The 20,971-nt window shown below is 40.3% G+C and carries 18 protein-coding genes and 1 tRNA gene; 17 read left to right on the top strand and 2 right to left on the bottom strand.

Annotation, left to right across the window (positions count from 1 at the left end; translation table 11 throughout):
• The first annotated feature begins 5 nt into the window (after positions 1 to 5).
• From CBF29_RS09635 to CBF29_RS09605, 7 genes are all read left to right on the top strand, one after another.
• Positions 6 to 599: a V-type ATP synthase subunit E gene (locus tag CBF29_RS09635; protein WP_126809522.1), complete on the top strand. Its 594-nt coding sequence runs from the start codon at positions 6 to 8 to the stop codon at positions 597 to 599.
• Between the two features lie 3 nt (positions 600 to 602).
• Positions 603 to 1,595 carry a V-type ATPase subunit gene (locus tag CBF29_RS09630; protein WP_126809521.1) on the top strand — a complete coding sequence of 331 codons (993 nt, stop codon included), beginning with the start codon at positions 603 to 605 and terminating at the stop codon, positions 1,593 to 1,595.
• The gene (locus CBF29_RS09625) at positions 1,592 to 1,903 is read left to right on the top strand and encodes a V-type ATP synthase subunit F (RefSeq protein ID WP_126809520.1); all 312 of its coding nucleotides are present in this window, start codon (positions 1,592 to 1,594) and stop codon (positions 1,901 to 1,903) included. Before CBF29_RS09630 ends, CBF29_RS09625 begins: the two co-directional genes overlap by 4 nt.
• A 52-nt stretch (positions 1,904 to 1,955) precedes the next feature.
• A complete protein-coding gene (locus tag CBF29_RS09620) occupies positions 1,956 to 3,740 on the top strand; it encodes a V-type ATP synthase subunit A (protein WP_126809519.1) in 1,785 nt (594 codons plus the stop codon).
• Complete coding sequence (locus tag CBF29_RS09615; RefSeq protein WP_126809518.1) at positions 3,733 to 5,109, top strand: V-type ATP synthase subunit B; 1,377 nt, start codon at positions 3,733 to 3,735, stop codon at positions 5,107 to 5,109. The genes CBF29_RS09620 and CBF29_RS09615 overlap by 8 nt, the downstream gene beginning before the upstream one ends.
• A 6-nt stretch (positions 5,110 to 5,115) precedes the next feature.
• Positions 5,116 to 5,742: a V-type ATP synthase subunit D gene (locus tag CBF29_RS09610; RefSeq protein ID WP_126809517.1), complete on the top strand. Its 627-nt coding sequence runs from the start codon at positions 5,116 to 5,118 to the stop codon at positions 5,740 to 5,742.
• A gap of 202 nt (positions 5,743 to 5,944) precedes the next feature.
• Positions 5,945 to 7,312 carry a TrkH family potassium uptake protein gene (locus tag CBF29_RS09605; RefSeq protein ID WP_342775202.1) on the top strand — a complete coding sequence of 456 codons (1,368 nt, stop codon included), beginning with the start codon at positions 5,945 to 5,947 and terminating at the stop codon, positions 7,310 to 7,312.
• A 132-nt stretch (positions 7,313 to 7,444) separates the two neighbouring features.
• On the opposite strand, the gene CBF29_RS09600 is transcribed toward CBF29_RS09605, so the two are convergent.
• On the bottom strand, positions 7,445 to 7,717 hold the full coding sequence (locus CBF29_RS09600) for an amphi-Trp domain-containing protein (RefSeq protein ID WP_211334273.1): 273 nt from the start codon (positions 7,715 to 7,717) through the stop codon (positions 7,445 to 7,447).
• Between the two features lie 387 nt (positions 7,718 to 8,104).
• On the opposite strand from CBF29_RS09600, the gene CBF29_RS09595 reads away from it, so the two are divergent.
• Positions 8,105 to 8,177, top strand: a tRNA-Val gene (locus CBF29_RS09595).
• Between the two features lie 139 nt (positions 8,178 to 8,316).
• Here the strand turns inward: CBF29_RS09595 and CBF29_RS09590 are convergent.
• On the bottom strand, positions 8,317 to 8,901 hold the full coding sequence (locus tag CBF29_RS09590; protein ID WP_126809514.1) for a prepilin peptidase: 585 nt from the start codon (positions 8,899 to 8,901) through the stop codon (positions 8,317 to 8,319).
• A 165-nt stretch (positions 8,902 to 9,066) separates the two neighbouring features.
• On the opposite strand from CBF29_RS09590, the gene CBF29_RS09585 reads away from it, so the two are divergent.
• The 9 genes from CBF29_RS09585 (at position 9,067) to CBF29_RS09545 (ending at position 20,916) form a co-directional block, all read left to right on the top strand.
• Entirely contained in the window at positions 9,067 to 9,951 is an 885-nt protein-coding gene (locus tag CBF29_RS09585; protein ID WP_126809513.1) for a hypothetical protein, read from the top strand.
• Positions 9,952 to 10,071: 120 nt separating this feature from the next.
• Complete coding sequence (gene uvrC, locus CBF29_RS09580; protein ID WP_126809512.1) at positions 10,072 to 11,874, top strand: excinuclease ABC subunit UvrC; 1,803 nt, start codon at positions 10,072 to 10,074, stop codon at positions 11,872 to 11,874.
• A 62-nt stretch (positions 11,875 to 11,936) separates the two neighbouring features.
• Positions 11,937 to 12,236, top strand: coding sequence for a hypothetical protein (locus tag CBF29_RS09575; protein WP_126809511.1), 300 nt, complete (start codon positions 11,937 to 11,939; stop codon positions 12,234 to 12,236).
• A gap of 42 nt (positions 12,237 to 12,278) precedes the next feature.
• On the top strand, positions 12,279 to 13,178 hold the full coding sequence (locus CBF29_RS09570) for an ABC transporter ATP-binding protein (protein ID WP_126809510.1): 900 nt from the start codon (positions 12,279 to 12,281) through the stop codon (positions 13,176 to 13,178).
• Entirely contained in the window at positions 13,171 to 14,430 is a 1,260-nt protein-coding gene (locus CBF29_RS09565; RefSeq protein WP_126809509.1) for an ABC transporter permease, read from the top strand. The genes CBF29_RS09570 and CBF29_RS09565 overlap by 8 nt, the downstream gene beginning before the upstream one ends.
• Before the next feature lie 118 nt (positions 14,431 to 14,548).
• The gene (locus CBF29_RS09560; protein ID WP_126809508.1) at positions 14,549 to 15,373 is read left to right on the top strand and encodes an aldo/keto reductase; all 825 of its coding nucleotides are present in this window, start codon (positions 14,549 to 14,551) and stop codon (positions 15,371 to 15,373) included.
• 169 nt (positions 15,374 to 15,542) lie between these two features.
• The gene (gene pcrA / locus CBF29_RS09555; RefSeq protein WP_126809507.1) at positions 15,543 to 17,786 is read left to right on the top strand and encodes a DNA helicase PcrA; all 2,244 of its coding nucleotides are present in this window, start codon (positions 15,543 to 15,545) and stop codon (positions 17,784 to 17,786) included.
• A gap of 24 nt (positions 17,787 to 17,810) precedes the next feature.
• Positions 17,811 to 19,838 (top strand): NAD-dependent DNA ligase LigA, encoded by a 2,028-nt coding sequence (gene ligA, locus CBF29_RS09550; protein WP_126809506.1) that lies wholly within the window; start codon positions 17,811 to 17,813, stop codon positions 19,836 to 19,838.
• Positions 19,825 to 20,916, top strand: coding sequence for a CamS family sex pheromone protein (locus CBF29_RS09545; RefSeq protein WP_126809505.1), 1,092 nt, complete (start codon positions 19,825 to 19,827; stop codon positions 20,914 to 20,916). Before ligA ends, CBF29_RS09545 begins: the two co-directional genes overlap by 14 nt.
• Positions 20,917 to 20,971: the final 55 nt, after the last annotated feature.

Raw genomic sequence — 20,971 nt, 5'->3', positions numbered from 1 at the left:
TAAAATTGGAAGCAATAGAGCGGATAATTCAACAAATCGAAAAAGAAAGCCATGCGAAGATGGAGGCGTACAAGCAAGAACGTCTATCTGAAATGCAGGATGAATTTGAGAGAGAAAAAAGAAAAGAAGAAAAAAATATAACGGAACAAATCCATAAAAACTTAAATAAAATCAACCGGGATACAAAATTGATGCTGGAACGTCAGCGCATCCAAAGACGTCAGAAAGTCTTGACTAAAAAACAGGACTTGCTGGATGAGTTGTTTGAAGCTTTGACTGAACGAATGAATCAGTGGGGTCAAAAAGAATTTCAGGAATTTATGGAGGGGATTTTACCCAAAATTCCTATTTCCGGTGAGGCTGAAATTATTTTAGGAGAATACTCCAAAGGATTAATCACCTCAGACTGGCTGGGACAGTTCCGTTCCCTTGATAGAGTCTATACCTTGTCTGTTGATGAGCAGGTGGACCGGCAGGGCGGTTTTGTGGTCAGACAGGGAAAAATCGAATATAATTTTTTGTTTTCTTCTTTAGTAGAAGAATTAAAAGAAAAAGAAGGATTTTATGTGTCGCAGCAATTATTTCAGCAAGGAGATTAGTCCATGAAAGAAACAGCTTATAACCAAATCAATCCGCTGATTCGTCTGAAAGAAACAGAATTGTTGACGACTGATGACTTTGAACAGATGATTCAGGCGGACAGCTTAGAAGAAGTGATAGATTTGCTGAAAAATTCTGCCTATGAGCCTTACGCCACCATGGACTTATTGAGAAATTTTGATAAAGTGTACGCAAAAGAGCAGCGAAAGCTATTCAGTTGGCTGTATCAAATCGTGCCAGAAGTCAAAATCGTCCATGTGTATTCCTCACGTTTCACATTTCATAATCTAAAAATCTTAACAAAGGCTGAAGTTGCCAAAAGTAATTTAGACCATTTGTTATTGCCGGATGGATTGTATGATTCTTCCAGCTTAAAAAGTGCCATTCGTACAAAGAAATCTAACGAACTTCCGCCGACTATCTTGAAAGCCGTGCAAGAAGTATCAGATTATTTGCAAGAATCAAGGATTATGCAAGGCATCGATATCATCTATGACCGGCTGTATTTGACGTATCAGCGTGAATTGGCAAATGAGATTGGAGACCAGAATTTATTGGAAGAGGTCATCTCCTTTATCGATTTTAATAATTTTGAGACATTGGCAAGAGGGATTATGCGTAAAAATACACCGACATTTTTGTCCACTGTTCTTTCCAGTTCGGGGAGCATTCCCAAAGAAGAATTGCTGACTTATGCAGCTGGTTCTCTGGAAGAATTTAGTGCCTATTTGTTAGGGACAAAATATGGTGAGGCCTTGTCTACATTAGTTTTGCCAGACAAGAAAGTCATTAATGTGGCGGGGATGGATAGATTGAAAGATGATTATTTGACTGGATTTTATTCCAAATCGGATACGACAGCTTTTGGCCCTTTGCCTCTTCTAGCTTATATGAATGACAAGCAAATCGAATGGAAAAATTTGCGCTTGATTTTAGTTGGGAAGCACAATAAGTTTTCTGACAAGCAAATTCGTGAAAGGATGAGGATCGTATGAGTCGAAAAGTTGGCGTCATCGGAGACAAATATTCTGTGATGTTGTTTAAACTGTTTGATTTTCAGGTACATTATGCGGAATCATCCAGCCAGATAAGAGCAGCCATTCGAGATATGGCTGAAAAAGACTATGGTGTTATTTTTATTACCGAGGAGGCCGCGGCATCTGTCAAAGAGACGATCGAATCATATAAAAGCCGGCTGACCCCGGCGATTATCTTGATTCCCAGTCAGCACGGCAGTCAAGGGATAGGCATGGAAGAAATCAGAGACAATGTTGAGCGGGCCATAGGGCAAAATATTTTATAGCAAAGGTCAAAACGGATGGAGATAGCCAATCCATAGGCAAGGAGGAAAATTTGTGCAGCAAGGAACAATTATAAAGGTGTCAGGTCCGCTTGTAATGGCAAAAAATATGTCAGATGCAAGTATTCAAAATATGTGTTATGTCGGTGATGCAGGCATCATCGGAGAAATCATCGAGATGAGAGGGGACGTTGCATCTATTCAAGTGTACGAGGAATCGACAGGCATTGGCCCCGGAGAACCGGTGGTCACTACGGGAAAACCGTTGTCTGTGGATTTAGCTCCGGGATTAGTGGAGCAAATATTTGACGGTATCCAACGTCCCCTAGATACGTTTGCGGTTCAGAGTAACAGTAATTTTCTAACCCGGGGAGTTAAAATTCCCGCTTTAGATGAAGAAAAAAAATGGTTGTTCGTCCCTGAAGTCAAAGTCGGTGAGCCGGTGGAAGCAGGAGATGTGATCGGTGCTGTTCAAGAAACGAAAAGCATTCTTCACCGCATCATGGTGCCAGTGGGAGTGTCAGGCACAGTTAAAATGGTTCAGCATGGCGAATTTACAATTAATGAAGTCGTTTATGTTTTAGAAACGGCAACTGGAGACCGGGAATTTACCATGAAGCAAAAATGGCCGGTACGTAAGAGGCGTCCAGTGGCTCAAAAACTTAATCCCAAAGTACCCATGATTACTGGCCAACGGGTAATTGATACCTTTTTTCCAATTGTGAAAGGTGGAGCCGCAGCTGTTCCGGGACCTTTTGGTGCAGGAAAAACAGTGGTACAGCATCAAATTGCCAAATGGGCAGATGTGGATTTAGTTGTTTATGTGGGCTGCGGTGAACGTGGTAATGAAATGACGGATGTATTGAACGAATTTCCAGAATTGATTGATCCCCAAACGGGAGAGTCATTGATGGAGCGGACAGTTTTGATCGCTAACACTTCCAATATGCCGGTAGCGGCAAGGGAAGCATCAATTTACACAGGGATTACTATCGCAGAGTACTTCCGTGATATGGGTTATTCTGTCGCTATCATGGCGGATTCTACCTCTCGCTGGGCAGAAGCGCTGCGTGAGATGAGTGGGCGTTTGGAAGAGATGCCGGGGGATGAAGGCTACCCAGCTTATTTGGGAAGCAGACTAGCTGAATATTACGAACGTGCCGGTCAGGTAATCACATTGGGAACAGAAGAACGTCAAGGCAGTATCACAGCCATCAGTGCGGTTTCACCTTCTGGCGGAGATATTTCCGAACCTGTGACTCAAAACACATTGCGAGTGGTGAATGTGTTTTGGGGATTGGATGCACCGCTTGCGCAACAGCGCCATTTTCCTTCTATCAACTGGTTGAATAGTTATTCTTTGTATGCCAACCAGACCGGTGAATATTTAGATGATCTTTTGCAAACTAACTGGTCAGAAATGGTAGCTGAGGGAATGAAACTTTTGCAGGAAGAAGCAGAACTGTCAGAAATTGTCAGGCTGGTAGGGATTGATTCTTTGTCAGATGAAGACCGTTTAGTGTTAGAAATAACTAAGTCGATTCGAGAGGACTACTTGCAGCAAAATGCGTTTGATGAGGTAGACACGTTTACCTCCATCGAAAAACAATATAAGATGCTGAATCTTATCTTAACTTTTTATCGGGAAGCTACGTATGCACTTTCTTTGAATGCTTATTTGAGTGAAATCATGGAGGGTACTGTGGCGATTCGAGACCAAATCGCCCGCAGCAAATTTTTGCCGGAATCTGAAATAAGTAAAATCGATGAAGTTACCAGCAGTGTGAAAAGCAGATTGAGGGAAATCGTTGCTGAAGGAGGGATGAGCCACCATGATTAAAGAATATCGTACAATCAGTGAAGTGGTCGGCCCGCTGATGATTGTTGAACAAGTGACGGGAGTCAAATATGAGGAACTGATTGAAGTACGTTTGCAAAACGGTGAGACGAGACGGGGTCAGGTGTTGGAAATTGATGGCGATCGTGCCATGGTACAGGTTTTTGAAGGGACGAGCGATATCAACTTACGTGATTCTCAAGTGAGATTTTTAGGCAGACCTTTAGAGCTTGGCGTTTCTGAGGATATGCTGGGGCGTGTCTTTGACGGCATGGGCCGTATTATTGACAAAGGCGCTCAACTTCTTCCAGAGAAAAAAGTCAATATTAACGGGGAAGTTATCAATCCGGCTGTCAGGGACTATCCTGATGAGTTTATCCAGACAGGAATTTCTACTATCGATCATTTAAATACACTGGTACGGGGGCAAAAGCTGCCGGTTTTCTCCGGATCAGGTTTGCCTCATAAAGAATTTGCTGCTCAAATTGCCAGACAAGCTACCGTTTTGAATTCGGATGATGAATTTGCCGTAGTCTTTGCTGCTATCGGAATCACATTTGAAGAGGCGGACTTCTTTGTTGAGAATTTTAGAGAAACAGGGGCGTTGGACCGTTCGGTAGTATTTATGAATTTAGCCGATGATCCTGCCATTGAAAGAATTGCTACTCCGAGAATGGCATTGACTGCCGCAGAGTATTTGGCTTATGAAAAAGGCATGCATGTTCTGGTGATTATGACCGACATGACCAATTATTGTGAAGCCTTGCGGGAGATTTCTGCAGCCAGAAGGGAAGTGCCGGGACGCCGAGGGTATCCGGGCTATCTCTATACGGATTTGGCTAACTTATATGAACGTGCGGGGAGAATTCGCGGCTTGCAAGGTTCTGTGACACAAATTCCCATATTGACAATGCCTGAAGATGACAAAACTCATCCGATTCCAGATTTAACAGGATATATTACTGAAGGGCAGATTATTTTGTCCCGTGAATTATACAAAAGAGGCATCCAACCGCCTGTGGACGTGTTACCGTCTTTATCACGCTTGAAAGATAAAGGGACAGGTAAAGGAAAAACCCGTGAAGACCATGCGGCTACCATGAACCAATTATTTTCTGCCTATGCTCAAGGCAAGCAGGCCAAGGAGCTGGCGGTAGTGCTAGGTGAAGCAGCCTTGTCAGAAGTTGATAAGATTTATAGCAAATTTGCTGAAAGATTTGAGCAAGAGTATATTAATCAAGGGTTTCAAATGAATCGTACGATTGAAGAAACATTGGACTTAGGTTGGGAATTGCTCAGTATGCTGCCTAGGACGGAACTAAAGCGGATCAAAGATGATATGTTAGATGATTATTTAAACAAAAAGGCGTGATGCGAAATGGCGAAACATGTTAATCCAACAAGAATGGAGCTTTCACGTTTAAAAAAGCAGCTGGTGACGGCTGTTAGAGGACATAAATTGCTGAAAGATAAACAGGATGAGTTAGTCCGTCAATTTATCTTATTGATACGGAAGAATGCTGCATTGCGTGAGGAAATGGAAAAAAAACTAACGGCAGCTTTCTCTTCTTTTGCTTTGGCCAGTGCCACGCTGAATGAATCCTATATCGAAGAACTGATGGCAATTTCTACTGGTGAAATGACTGTGGAAGTCATCGAAGAAAACATTATGAGTGTCAAAGTCCCCATTATGAATTTTGATTACGAAGAAGAATTAATTGCTCCACCATTCAGATACGGCTATTTGAACTCTAATGTAGAATTAGATGAGTCTTTCGAAGAATTAACAAAGATATTACCCTTGATGCTGGAATTGGCAGAAGTAGAAAAAACTTGTCAGCTAATGGCCACAGAGATCGAAAAAACTAGAAGACGGGTCAATGCTTTAGAGTATATGACGATTCCAGAGTTGGAGGAGACAATCACCAGTATCAGAAACAAACTGGAAGAAACGGAAAGAAGCAATATCACACGTTTGATCAAAGTCAAAAAAATGAAGCAATAGCTTTCCATTTCTTTTTAGATATTGTAAGAGTAAAAAAAATCACACCGACGGAAAAGAGTCCCGGTTGCCGGGAAGCTCTTTTCCGTTGTTTTTACTATGAGTATAAAAAAATAGTTTTGAAAGTCCGTTATTGGATTGCGTCAAGAGATGTTGTTTGTTATAGTGATGTGGTTAACAAAAAATTGAAGTTATTAGATATTCGGTGGAGGAAGTAATGATGTCACAAAAGAAAAAACACTCGTTTAGATTTTCGAGTGCACAATTTATCACAGGAAGTTTTCTGCTGATAATTTTAATTGGCGCGTGTTTGCTGTCGCTGCCCATCGCTTCTGTAAATGGTCCGACAAATTTTCTGGATGCTCTTTTTGTAGCCACCTCTGCTACTTGTGTGACAGGGTTGACCACAGTCAATACGGCGGCACATTGGACATTGTTTGGCCGTACAGTCATCATGATTTTGATAGAAATCGGCGGCATGAGTTTCTTGTTAATTTCCTTGATGATTTTGTTTACTAGCAAGAAAAAAGCAAGTTTTTCAACCAGAATGTTGATTAAAGATTATATGAATTTAGGGGAATTCAGCGGTGTGTTTAAAATTGCAAAGTACACCATGAAAATCTCATTGTCGATTCAGCTGCTGGGCACGTTCTTGTTGTCGTTTTATTTCGTCCCTAAACACGGTTTTTTGAATGGACTGGGTCACAGTATTTTTCATGCAGTCTCAGCTTTTTGTAATGCTGGTTTTGATTTGTTTGGCGATAGTTTGGAAAGTGCGACAAAAGAACCCTTTTTATTGGTAGTAATAAGTCTTTTGATTCTTGCAGGGGGATTGGGATTTGTTGTATGGAAAGAGTTGCTGGAGTTTGGCAAACGGAAAAAATTGTCCATGCATTCTTCTTTGACTCTTCGTGCTTCTATGATTATTTTGGGACTTAGTTTTTTACTGTTTTTTATCTTTGAAAAAGGTTTCTCTATTCATGATCACACGCTGTCTTTCACAGAAAAAATCAGTAATATATTGTTTCTAACGGTGACACCGCGGACAGCAGGCTTTAATAATGTCTCATATACGAATGTTTCAACGGCTTCCTTACTTTTGACCACTTTTTTGATGTTTATCGGAGGAAATTCTGGTTCGACAGCCGGTGGACTGAAAGTATCAACTTTTTCAGTGCTGTTTTTAAATATCAAGAATATTTTACTTGGAAAAGAACATACGTCTTACCGTGAAAGAACGATCAAAAAAAATACGATATTATCCAGCTATGCTCTCTTCTTTTTGGCATTGACCTTGATTTCAGTGTCTGCGATCATCTTATCGGTAACGGAAACTATTCCGCAAAATTTTGGTGTGGAGTATATTATTTTTGAAGTTTTTTCTGCTTTTGGTACAGTGGGAGTGACGATGGGACTGACCCCGAATTTAACGGTCGTTGGTAAAGTCGTGATTATGCTGCTAATGTTCATCGGTAGAATAGGTATCTATACCTTTATTTTTTCTTTGATAAGAAAACGTCAAAGCACCCATGATCATTTTAAATATCCAGAAGGCTTTCTGATGGTCGGCTAGCAGAAAATACTGGCTGGAAATGATGGGAAATAAGACAGAAAAACAAACCCAGACATCGTTTATCAGGATGTCTGGGTTTAGTTATTCAAATGTTGCCTCTTGAAAGTAGGAACTCAAATGAGTTTTTAAAAATTACTTGATGCTGAATTCACTTTGTGCCTTATCCCCAGTATACCAGTCGAATTCGATTTCAAAAGAATGCTTTTCTCCTTTTATTTCATAGGAATATTCGACTTTCAGGTGCTCAGATGGAGAAATAACAGTTTCCTTGCTTCCTTCCGTCATTGTGAAGGAACCTTCTTCTTTAAGTTTTTTTGCAATGGTTTCGAGGGTCGTGGCAAATTCAAGTAAACTTTGGCGATCTTCGCGATCAATCAGGACATTTGTTACAGGTTTATCATTCATTGTCATCGCTCCCTTATTGTTGTTACTTAAATTATACCTTATTTTTACTATTTTTTTAAGTTTTATCATGTCAATAAGGAAACAAAAAACGATAGAAAATAAATGAATCAGAGTGAAAAGTTCTTTACTTATGAAAGGAGGTTGGACGGTGGAAAGGATTTAAACAAACTAAAAAGTCGATGGCGATTACAGAGGATTAAGAAAGATTGCTTGTAAAGGTTTCAAGGTAAAAGTTGATTTTTGGCAGAAGAAAAAATCTCCATTGATTTTAATACTTGTATTTGCTATACTCAATTAGTGACCGCATCTTATCTTGTGTCAGAGTCATGTTTGAAACAAGTCAACTGATTGCAAAAATCAGGTGAGATAAAAAATAAATATTTTAAAGGTTCCTTAGCTCAGTTGGGAGAGCACTACCTCGACAAGGTAGGGGTCGCTGGTTCGAGACCAGTAGGGACCATCATGCCAAACGCTCGTATACCAAGGGTTTGGCTTTTTTTGTGCATATCTGTAAAGTTTTTACATAGAATTATCTTTCTTCATTTTTAACAAATCAATTTTTTATCTTTGGAGGGGACAGGTAAGAAAAACTCTATCCTTTATAACATCAACACCCAAACTAATCCCACATATAAGAAAGGAACAAAAGGGAGTCTGGTGACTTCCTTCTTGAGAAGATTCAGCAGCAAAACATATATCAACGCTAAGATAGTCGCAAGAAAGATAATCTGCCACATGGAAATAAAATCAATGAAGCAGCTCCAGACACATAAAAGCTTAATATCACCTTCACCAAAACCGTCTGGTACGATGTGGGTCAAGAAGCGAAAAGATAAATAAAAACAAATAGACGCCCACCAAAAGAAGGAATGGTCGGCTGGAGATATCAGTGTGATGGTCCACATTAAAAGAAACTGTCCATATAAAATACTGGGAGATAATAAAGTATAGTGAGTATCGGTGTAGGCAAGGAGAAAATTTGCATAAACTAAAATAACTGTCACTGGTGACGAGAGATTTTTTTGAAAAGCTGTGCCAAAAATGAAAGATAAAAAAATAAGAACCCGCAAAAAAGGAAGGGGTGTTTGTTTAGGCAGAATCTCGGAAAATTCCAGATGGATTAATTTAGGCAGAGATACAGAGGCTAACGCAAGAAAAAGAACAGGCACCACTAATGACTCCATAAGTTTCCTTCTCCTTAGAATGATTTATAATAGAATTCGACAAAGGGATGTTTTCCATTGAAAAACACTTCGTTTTGAAGGATAATGAAACTACCTTTACCATCGATACAACAATCAGCTAGAATTATTTGAGATGGTTTAAAAAAATAAGATAGGATGTTAGGGATGAGTCCAATAACGAAAAAGTCTGTATTTCTGATCATGTTCCCTTTGCTTGCTGTTTTAATGCTGACTTCTTGTAAAGAAGCAGTGAAACCAGAAGAAGCAGGAGTTTTGTTTGTTAATCAATTAGTTTTTCAAGAAGATAAAGACTTATTTGCTGCCAATTTTTCGAATGGGGAAGAACTGTCTGAAGAAATCAATCTGCAGAAAAAGACACTGGTGGCCAATATCGTTTCAGATATCAATCAGTTTGGGGGCGTTATTTCCTCCGAGCAGACAGAGGCAATGGTAGAGCTTTGGATTAAAAAAATGATGACAACCACACAATTTCAACTGAAAAGTCTGAAAGATTTGGGGCAGCGTCAGTATGAAGTCTATTTCACTGTGACAGGGTTGGATTTTATTCGCTCCTATCAGGAAATGACAGATGATTTAGTAGATGAAATGTTGAATAATCCTGAAATCTCGACAAATAATTACAAGCTGGGAGACAGCATGGTAGCTTCTATGACAGAGGCAATCGAGGATATTCGTCAGAGCGAAGAGTCAGTGAAAGTTTCGCTAATCCTTGAAAAAGACGGGTCGCAATGGAAAATTGATCCAAAAGAACGTGAAAAAAAAGCAACGCAAATGTTGCTGGCGTTTTTATCTGGTCATGGATCATCAGAAAGTTTGGCGGAGGAAATGCAGAAAGTCGTTCAAAGAAGTATGACAGAGGCGCAAAACATGATCGATGATGAATATAAAGGTAAAAAAGAAAAGACTTCCAGAGATGAAAATAAACCAGAAGATTCTTCCAGTGAAAAAGAAGAGACATCTGGGGAAGTGACGATTGAAACCGAGGAAACTTATGATACTGGCAATGATTCTTCAAATGAAAAACCATAAGCTATAAATTAAAAAGTCGCAGCACTGCTAAAAGGTTTTGGGCAGTTGCCGGCTTTTTTTGTGTCGGGAGTTCTGAAGTTAATGTATACTTAGAACAGAAATCAAAGAAGGAGTAAGAGAATGAGAGAACTGATTGAAAATAAGCTAGATTTGCTGCCGTCAAGTCCCGGATGTTACTTGATGAAAGATAAACATCAAACAATCATTTATGTCGGCAAAGCTAAAAACCTGAAAAATCGTGTGCGTTCTTACTTCAGAGGAAGCCATGATACGAAAACAGAACGCCTCGTCAGTGAAATCACTGATTTCGAATATATTGTCACAGAGTCCAACATTGAAGCTCTGCTGTTGGAAATAAATCTGATTAAAGAAAATGACCCCAAATATAATATTATGTTAAAGGATGATAAAAGTTATCCTTTTATAAAGATTACCAATGAAAAATATCCTCGTTTATTGATTACTCGAAAAGTAAAAAAAGATAGAGGGTTGTATTTTGGTCCCTATCCTGATGTGAGAGCAGCAAATGATACAAAAAAACTATTGGATAAGCTGTATCCTCTGCGAAAGTGCAAAGTATTGCCCAAAGAAGTGTGTCTATACTACCATTTGGGTCAATGTTTGGCACCTTGTGTGATGAAGGTGGACTCGCAAATTTACAAAGATATGGTAGAAGAAATCAAGCAATTTTTAAATGGCGGTTATACCGAGATTCAGAAGGATTTGGAAAAACAAATGCTGTCAGCGGCGGAAAAAATGGAATTTGAAAAAGCAGCTGAATTGCGAGATCAAATGAAGGCTATCGAAACCGTGATGATTAAACAGAAAATGACTTATGCAGACTTTGTAGATCGTGATGTCTTCGGCTATCACGTAGACAAGGGGTGGATGTGTGTCCAAGTTTTCTTTATACGTCAAGGAAAATTAATTGAACGAGATGTGTCGGTGTTTCCTTTTTATAACGAACCGGAAGAAGATTTTTTGACATTTATCGGACAGTTTTATTTGGAAAATCAGCATTTTGTGCCTAAAGAGCTTTTTATACCAGACGATATTGATTTGGCTAGTGTGGAAGCATTAGTCAAAACAAAGGTATTCCAGCCTAAAAGAGGGGAAAAGAAAAAGTTGGTAGCCTTGGCAAATAAAAATGCGAAGGTTGCTCTGACTGAAAAATTTGATTTGATTGAACGAAGAGAAGAAAGAACAATCGGTGCTGTGGAAGGACTGGGGAATGCGTTGAATATTCCTGCACCAATTCGGATTGAGGCATTCGATAACTCCAATATTATGGGAACCAGTGCAGTCTCGGCGATGGTCGTATTTATTGACGGGAAACCAGCCAAAAATGAGTATCGAAAGTATAAAATCAAAACAGTTACTGGTCCAGACGACTATGCCTCTATGAGAGAAGTTATTTACCGGCGATATGCCCGAGTACTAAAAGAAGAACTGCCGTTGCCGGATTTAGTTATTATTGATGGCGGCAAAGGTCAAGTGGATGCAGCTAGAGAAGTTTTGGAAAATCAGCTGGGACTGGAGTTGCCGATAGCAGGTTTGGCCAAAAATGAAAGACATAAAACGAGCGAGTTGTTATTTGGTCCCACTTTGGACACCGTGCCTTTAAAAAGAAATTCCCATGAATTCTTTTTATTGCAGCGGATTCAGGAAGAAGTCCACCGTTTTGCAATTACTTTCCACCGTCAGCTTCGCAGCAAAACCAGTTTTTCTTCTCGCTTAGATGGCATCGAAGGGTTAGGGCCGAAACGTAAACGGTCTTTGTTGAAACATTTTAAATCTATTAAAAGTATTGAGCAGGCAACTTTGGAAGAGCTTCAGAAAGCAGGCTTGCCAAAAAATGTGGCTGAACGTGTCCGCCAACACTTTCATAGCGAAGCTGAGAGACCAAAGTCTGATGACAATTAATTTGATTAGTGGTACAATTTTGAAGTCAGTAAAATTGTTGAATAATGAAAGAGATGGGAAAAATGAATAATGCTATCATTCAGATAATTTGCGGAATTATTATTTTTGTGAGTATCTTATATTATTTAAAAGTAATGCCTAGTTATCGCCAGACGGACCGGGGCAACCGTGTGTTGTCGGCTGCCAGTCAACTGACTTTCAGCAGCTATATGGTTGGGTTTGCTTTAATTTTAATTGTTATCAGCATTCAGGGGATGTCCACTCGTAACTTCATTCAGAGCTGTTTGTTGCATGCAACAATTGTTTCTGTTGTGAATGCTGGAAGCATCATTTTTTATAATATAAAACTGCCGAAAAATTAAAGTTGCAGACAATTTCTGATAGGAGACAGAAGGAGGGGAAACATGTTAGAGGTAAAAAATCTTAACAAAACTTTCGGCTCATTGAAAGCTGTGGATGATGTTTCATTTGCAGTGCCTGGCGGGAAGATTTTGGGATTGATTGGTCAAAATGGTGCGGGGAAATCAACGACATTTCGTTTGATTTTAGATTTCTTAAGTCCTGACTCAGGAGAAATTTTATGGAATGGCGCACCCTTAACTGAAAAAAATTATAATGAGATTGGTTATTTGCCAGAAGAAAGGGGATTGTATCCCAAAATCAGCATTGAAGACCAGCTGATTTTTTTTGCCAAATTAAGAGGGAAAACCAAAAAGGAGATTTCTCCTTTAATTGACCAGTGGATGGAAAACTTTCAAGTGAAGGGTAAAAAAAGTGATAAGATTAAATCCTTGTCCAAAGGGAATCAACAAAAGGTTCAAGTGATTGCCACCTTGATTCATAGTCCCAAGTTGATTATTTTAGATGAACCATTCAGCGGACTGGATCCGGTCAATGCAGAGTTATTGAAAGACGCAATTCTTGCCTTGAAGGAACAGGGATCATCAGTCATTTTTTCAAGCCACAATATGGAAAATGTTGAAAAAATTTGTGATCATTTGATTATGCTAAGAGATGGTGCTGTTGTTCTAGATGGTGCGGTCCATGATATTCGCCATCAGTTTGAGCGGACGAAATTGCTGATCGATTCCAAGTTGCCGATGGAAGCTATCTCTGAGATAGAGGGAGTGAATCGAGTTGTTCGCCGGGTGGATGGTATTCTGCAAGTTGATTTGGCGAATGAAAAAGTAGGAGAAGAAATTTTCAGACTCGGAGCTGACTTAGGTTATATGCCGATTTTCAGTCAGACCCCGCCTACATTGGAGGAAATTTTCAAGATGAAAGTGGGGGAGAATCATGAATAAATTTTGGGTCGTTGCGCTAGAAACATATAAAAGAAACGTTAAAAGCGTCACGTTTTTAGTCATGTTGCTAGCTCCGCTGCTGATCATCGGGATTGGCGCCCTTTCCGGGTTTATTGGTTCTAAGATGGGCGAAGCAGACGAAATTGCTGTGGTCTCCGACAATGAAGTGATTCGTCAGGCATTTCTTGAACAAAGTGATTTGACGATCGTGGAGAAGTTTGATACTGAACCCGAGGCAGAGCAGGCGCTGAAAGATGATAAAATTGGCGGTTATCTGGCAATTGCTATCGATGAAGAGACGCAAAAATTAACGGGAAGTTATATCGGAACCTCAGCAATGGGCACTACGGATAAAATGATGACCACTCAGATTTTGTCCAGCATTCAAATGAGTTTTATCAGTCAGGAGCTGGGACTGACAGGAGACGATTTGCAAAAATTATTGACTCCTGCCGATCTAAGCGAAAAAACAGTAAAAGTTGAAGATGGGAAAATCACTGAAGCTAAAGGCAATCAGCTGGCGATGATGATTGTTTCCATGCTGGTCAGTGTTGCGATGTTTATGATTATCACCTTGTATTCACAAATTGTGGCACAGGAAGTAGCCTCGGAAAAAGGCACCCGAATCATGGAGATTATTTTATCCAGTACTAAGGCGTCAAAACATTTTTACGGTAAAATGATGGGGATTCTAATGGTGATACTGACGCAATTAATTGCTTACGTACTGGCTTTTGTTGCAGCTTTTCCATTAGTGAAGAATTTGGACATCGTCAAAGATTTTTTGAAGGTGGTTCCTTTGAAAGATTTAGCGAAGAGTCTTTTAGGCTATAATATGTTATTTCTTCTTTTAGGGGTCATGATTTATACGATTGCAGCAGCTTTCAGCGGCTCCCTAGTTTCTAAAGCAGAAGATGCCAGCAAAGCAGTGGTACCTGTTTCTTATCTGTCTATGGCAGGTTACTTTCTGACGATTTTCTTAGGCATGAATTCCCCTAACCATTTATTGTTTAGGATTTCATCTTTTATTCCGTTTCTGTCTTCTTACACAATGCCTCAGCGAATTGCCAGCGGAGGCGTCAAAGATACAGAAGTAATTATTTCTCTAGTGATTTTAGCCGTATCTGTCGTTTTACTTTTGAAACTTTCTGCCACACTATATAAATCAACAGCACTTGTGTATAGTGATGCCGGCATGTGGAAAACACTGAGACAATCTATCGGGAATAATCACACAAATAAAGCTGATTAATTTTTTATAAAACAAAGACCTGTCTGATGTAGAATTTGTCTAATTAGAAAGGTCTTTGCTTTTTTCATGCAGAGAAAGCTGTTTCATAGTAAAATAGTAAGCAAGGAGGTAATGACTAATGGACATAACAAAGACAATTCGATTGAACAACGGGGTGGAAATGCCTCGTCTCGGCTTAGGAGTTTGGAGAGCTGAAGAAGGCGGACAAGTTGAAAATGCTGTGAAGTGGGCTCTGGAATTCGGCTATCGTTCCATCGATACAGCGAAAGTGTACGGTAACGAAGCAGGGGTAGGCAAAGCCATCCGTGAAAGCGGCGTCCCTCGTGAAGAACTATTCGTAACGACGAAAGTTTGGAATGATGAGCAGGGGTATGAATCCACGCTGAAGGCCTTTGATAACAGTTTGAGAGATTTGCAGCTGGACTACATCGACCTGTATTTGATCCACTGGCCAGTGGAAGGCAAGTACAATGATACTTGGCGGGCAATGGAAGAGATTTATGCCAGCGGAAAAGTCAAAGCGATAGGCGTCAGCAATTTTCATGCCCATCATTTGGACGATTTAATGTCTCATGCAGAGATAGTACCAGTCATCAACCAGATAGAACTTCACCCATATTTGAATCAGAAAGAGTTGCGAGATTACTGCAAAGATAAAGGAATCGTGGTGGAAGCGTGGAGTCCTTTAGGGCAAGGCAAAGTCCTTGAAAATGAGGTGTTAAGACAGATTGCAGCAAAATATAACAAAACAGTTGCTCAAATTATTTTGCGCTGGGATCTGCAGCACGATATCGTAACCATCCCTAAATCGGTCACCAAGAGTCGAATCATTGAAAATGGCAGTGTCTTTGATTTTCAATTGACTGATGAGGATATGGCAAAAATTGACGGTTTGAATAAAAATGAAAGATTTGGTGCCAATCCGGATACCTTTGATTTCTAAAAATCAGAAAAATAACTTTCCAGAGCGTGAGCTTTTGGGAAGTTGTTTTTTTGTTTTCGTGAGTAAATATTTTTATTAAATTATTGTATAAGCAAACGTATTCCTAGAGAAGTTTTCTAAGATTTTTGTTATAATGGTAAAGATTGTAAAATTAGAAAGGACGTTGTGTATGTCGCATATAAATACTTTACTAAAGGGAATGAATCCCAGGCAAAAAGAAGCCGTAAAGCTAACCAACGGTCCATTATTGATCATGGCAGGCGCAGGGAGCGGAAAAACAAGAGTGCTGACCCATCGCATTGCCTATTTAATCGAGGAAAAAGAAGTCAATCCCTGGAATATTCTGGCGATTACCTTTACGAATAAAGCAGCCAAAGAAATGAGAGAACGTGTCAGCCGGCTTGTGAAAGAAAACAGCGAGGCGATCTGGGTGTCGACGTTTCACGCAATGTGTGTTCGTATCTTACGTCGGGACGTGGATTTAATTGGTTACAGCAGTAACTTTACGATTGTTGATACTTCAGAACAGCAAACGCTGATGAAACGTATTCTTAAAGAATTGAATCTCGATCCTAAAAAATTTGATCATCGGGCCATGTTATCTCACATCAGTCAGGCAAAAAATGAATTGTTGACTGCTAAAGCCTATGAGGCCCGTCAGGGGGATTATTTCCAGCAGCAAGTGGCTAAATGTTATCTCCTTTATCAAAAAGAGCTTAGACTCAATCAGTCCATGGACTTTGATGATTTGATCATGTTGACGATTCGTCTGCTTCAAGAACATCCCGAAGTCTTGTCATATTATCAAAATAAATTTCAGTATATTCATGTGGATGAATATCAGGATACGAACCATGCGCAGTATACATTAGTCAATTTGCTGGCAGCACGTTTTAGAAATCTTTGTGTGGTTGGGGATGCGGATCAAAGTATTTATGGCTGGCGTGGTGCGGATATCCAAAACATTATGGATTTTGAAAAAGACTACCCTGATGCCAAGGTCATCTTACTGGAGCAAAATTACCGGTCGACGCAAACGATTTTAGATGCGGCAAATCATGTCATCAACAATAATGATAACCGCAAGAAAAAAGAGTTGTGGACGGAAAACACAGAAGGGGATAAAATCACTTACTTCCGCGGCAGGACAGAGCGGGAAGAAGCGTTGTTTGTCATCCAGCAAATCGAGGCACTGAAAGAAAAAGATCAGCGTTCGAATGGCGATTTTGCTGTGTTGTACCGGACGAATGCCCAGTCGCGGGTATTGGAAGAAATGTTGTTAAAATCAAATATTCCTTACACTATGGTAGGAGGACATAAATTCTACGATCGAAAAGAGATCAAAGACATCATCGCCTATCTGCGTTTGATTGCTAATCCCATGGACTCTTTAAGTTTCGAACGTATTGTCAACGAGCCAAAACGAGGCATCGGTGCAACCTCCATTAGTAAATTGCAAGATTTTGCGTCACTTTATGAATGGGGTTTACTGGAAGCAGCAGTGAACGTTGATTTAGCCAACATCACAGGAAAAGCGGCCAGAGAATTAGTGAAATTTGCTCATATGATACAGGATTTGCAAAAGATGGTTCCTTATTTGACGATAACAGAACTTGTTGAAGAAGTTCTAAAACGGAGTGGTTATACAGAAAGTCTAGCCATTCAAAACAATTTGGAAGCTGAGACACGTATCGAAAACTTACAGGAATTTATGACTGTGACAAAAGAATATGATAAAGAATCCGCCACAGCTGAAACTCAGTCAGAAGAAAATAAGCTGGTCAGCTTTTTAAATGATCTGGCGTTATTGTCTGATATTGATACATTTGATGAGGAACAGTCCCAAGTGACGTTAATGACTCTTCACGCAGCTAAAGGTCTGGAATTTCCAGTAGTTTTCATCATCGGTATGGAAGAGGGACTTTTCCCTTCCTCCCGCAGTATTCTTGAAGACGATACGGTGGAAGAAGAACGACGGTTGGCTTATGTGGGAATTACCCGAGCTGAGGAGAAACTTTATCTGACTAACAGTCTATCGCGAAATTTATACGGTCGTTTTCAGGAGAATCCTTCCTCTCGTTTTATTTCAGAAATCAATCAAAATCTGCTGGAAATCGAAGGAACAGCTCGAAAGACGATATATAGCGGGACAAGTCAGATGACTGGCAGAAGTCGTACTGCCACACAGAATCAGCGACCTCGCCCAGAAACAAAAGTTGTGACTAAAAAACAACTGACAGGCGGCGAGCAGCTTGGCTGGCAGTTGGGAGATAAGGTGCTCCATAAAGTTTGGGGCGAAGGGACGATTATCAAAGTTACCGGTACGCAAAATGATTTGGAGTTAGATGTTGCTTTTCCAGCTAAGGGAATCAAACGGCTGTTGGCAGCATTTGCCCCAATTACTAAAAAGTAATCAAACAGAAGGAAGATAAAGCTTATGGAAGAATCTCGGATTCGTGAAAGAATCACCGAATTAAATAAACAATTGAAGCAATATGCTAAAGAGTACTATGAGTTGGATCAGCCCACAGTTACGGATCAGGAATACGATCAACTGTATCATGAATTGGTTCAATTGGAGACAGCTAATCCAAACTTTATCACTGAGGATTCTGTGACTCAACAAGTGGGCGGGAAAATACTGGAAGGATTCGAGAAAGTCCGTCATGAACATGTGATGCTGAGTTTGGGCAATGCCTTCAATAAAGAGGACCTTCTGGCATTCGATCAACGGGTTAAAAAGTTGACAGACCGTCAGATTTCCTATATTTGCGAGTTGAAAATCGACGGCTTGGCAATCTCGTTGACTTATGAGAATGGCAGATTTATCCAAGGGGCGACACGCGGCGATGGAACTGTCGGCGAGAATATCACCGAAAATCTGAAGATGGTCAAATCCATTCCTAAGAGATTATCTCAGCCATACACCGTAGAAGTTCGGGGAGAATGTTACATGCCTAAAGACTCTTTTTTGAAGTTAAATATGGCTCGGGAAGAATCTGGAGAAAATGTTTTTGCTAATCCACGAAATGCCGCAGCAGGCAGTTTGCGTCAATTGGATACGAGAGTAGTAGCAAAAAGGAATTTAAGCAGTTTTATTTATAGTGTGGCTGTATTTGGCGAGCTGACGGCTATTTCTCAATCAGAAGTTTTGACGGAATTGAAAGAGTTGGGCTTTAACATCAATCAGGAAGCTGAAGTGTGTCACTCAATGGAAGAAGTTTGGACATTCATTCAAAAATTTCAAGAATTGCGTAATACTTTGCCCTATGAAATTGACGGGATAGTAGTAAAAGTAAATGAATTTGCAGCACAGGAGGATATCGGCTTTACGGTCAAGGCCCCGCGTTGGGCAATCGCCTACAAATTTCCTGCGGAAGAGTCTGAAACAAAGCTTTTGGACATTGAATGGACAGTGGGACGAACAGGAGTGGTCACGCCGACAGCCATCATGGAACCTGTACGTTTGGCAGGAACAACCGTTGCCAGAGCGAGTCTGCACAATGCGGATTTGATTCAGGAAAAAGATATTAGGTTGAACGATTATGTGATGGTTCATAAAGCAGGAGACATTATTCCTGAAGTGACTCGTTCCATTCCTAGTAAACGAGCCGATGACAGTCAGCCATACGAAGTGCCTACCCGCTGCCCGGTGTGCGACAGTGAGCTGGTCCATTTGGCAGAAGAAGTAGCCTTGCGCTGTATCAATCCGATGTGCCCTGCACAATTGAAAGAAGGCGTGATACACTTTGCTTCGCGTAATGCCATGAATATCGATGGTATGGGCCCGAAGGTAATCGAGCAGCTTTTTGATAGAGAATTGATTCACGATGTGGCGGATTTATATCTTTTGACAGAAGAACAATTGTTGACTATGGATAAGATAAAAGAAAAAGCAGCCGGGAATTTGCTGGCAGGCATTGAGCAGAGTAAAGAAAATTCCTTGGAAAAATTGTTATTCGGTCTAGGTATCCGCCATGTGGGAGCAAAGGCCGCCCAACTTATTGCCGAGAGATTTGGGACCATGGATAAAATCATGGCAGCATCGGTGGAAGAGTTGACTGACATCGACTCTCTCGGAACAGTAATCGCTGAAAGTCTCGTGACTTATTTTGAAAAAGAAGAAGCCAGACAGCTGGTTGAAGAGCTGGAGGATGCTGGAGTAAACATGACTTATCAAGGTCTTTCAAGTGCACAAATTGCTTCGGTCGAATCTGATTTCCAAGGTAAAACCGTGGTTTTAACAGGAAGTTTGACGACGTATAAGCGAAATGAAGCTAAAAAGGTGATTGAGTCTCTCGGCGGAAAAGTAACAGGCAGTGTTTCTAAAAAGACCGACTTGGTTATCGCAGGAGAAGAAGCGGGAAGTAAATTAGTCAAAGCTCAGGAGTTAGGGGTAACTGTTTGGACAGAAGATCAGATGGTCGAGGCATTTGAAAGAGGTGGACACGATGAAAAAAGCTAAATGGTTTATTTTTCTAGCTAGTACATTGATGTTGTCAGCTTGCGGTAATTTGGAAAACAGCGGCGGACAGATGACTCCTGAAAAAACCGGTACCGGAGAAGCGGTGACCACCGGACAAATCAATAGCGACAGTTATCAGGCGTTGATGATTGAAGGGCAATATAAAACCAGCCCTGCCCGCACGATGGCTGCCAGTCGCATGAACAGCAATTACAACTTAAATAATTATGATAAAGGACTGCTGGAATTATCAAAAGAGCAATTTGCAACGGATAAATATTTTTTCGAAGAAGGACAATTTTTAACAGTCAATCTGTTGAAAGAATGGTTAGCCAGAGAATCATCAGAAAACAAAGAGGGGCTGAATCCGTCAGATGGAGGAAAGCCTGTCATTTTACAACAAATAATCGAACAAAATTTTATGGATAAGGATTCACAAAAACTTGCCGGTATTAGTATCGGAGTCGCTCTTAACAGTGTGGATTACAGCGGAGATGCTGCTGTGGAGATTAGTGATGAAGAAATCATTGATTCAGGAAAAAAAATAGTTGAAAAAATTCTTCCTCGCTTAAGGGCGTTGGAAGGTGTGGGAGATGTTCCTATCATTTTTGGTTTGTTTAATCAAAGCAGGGAAGATGATGTGGCTGGAGGAAATTATTTTGCCAGTGTTGTCAGCAAAAAAGGCGATAAACTGGCAGATTGGCAAGCAGTGGATGAAGAATATATCGTCTTGCCTGTAGATGAGGGAGTAAACAATTCCGCTGCCGAAGATGGTGTGAATGTAAAATACAAAGATTTTAAACAAAATATTCAGGGCTTTTTCCCTAATCTGAGCGGTTTTTCTGGAAAAGCTTACTATCGAAATCAACAAATGCAAAAAATAACTATTATCATTGAAGCAAAATATTACCATACGTCCGAATTACAAAGTTTCACACAGTTTGTCGGGAACAGTGTGCGTTCGATTTTCAATGTGCCCGGTGCAGTGGAAGTTCAAATCAATCATTTGGGTGTGACATCAGCAGTGGTTATGAAACCCGCTGGAGAGGCTGAGGTCATTGCTCAGGTTTTTAATTAATCCCTACTACTATATCTGATAGAGTATGATAGAATAAAAAGGTGAATAAAAAAAT

It is taken from the genome of Vagococcus elongatus, assembly GCF_003987645.1.
GTDB classification, from domain to species: Bacteria; Bacillota; Bacilli; order Lactobacillales; family Vagococcaceae; genus Vagococcus_A; species Vagococcus_A elongatus.
This window is presented reverse-complemented; position numbering and strand designations above follow the sequence as displayed.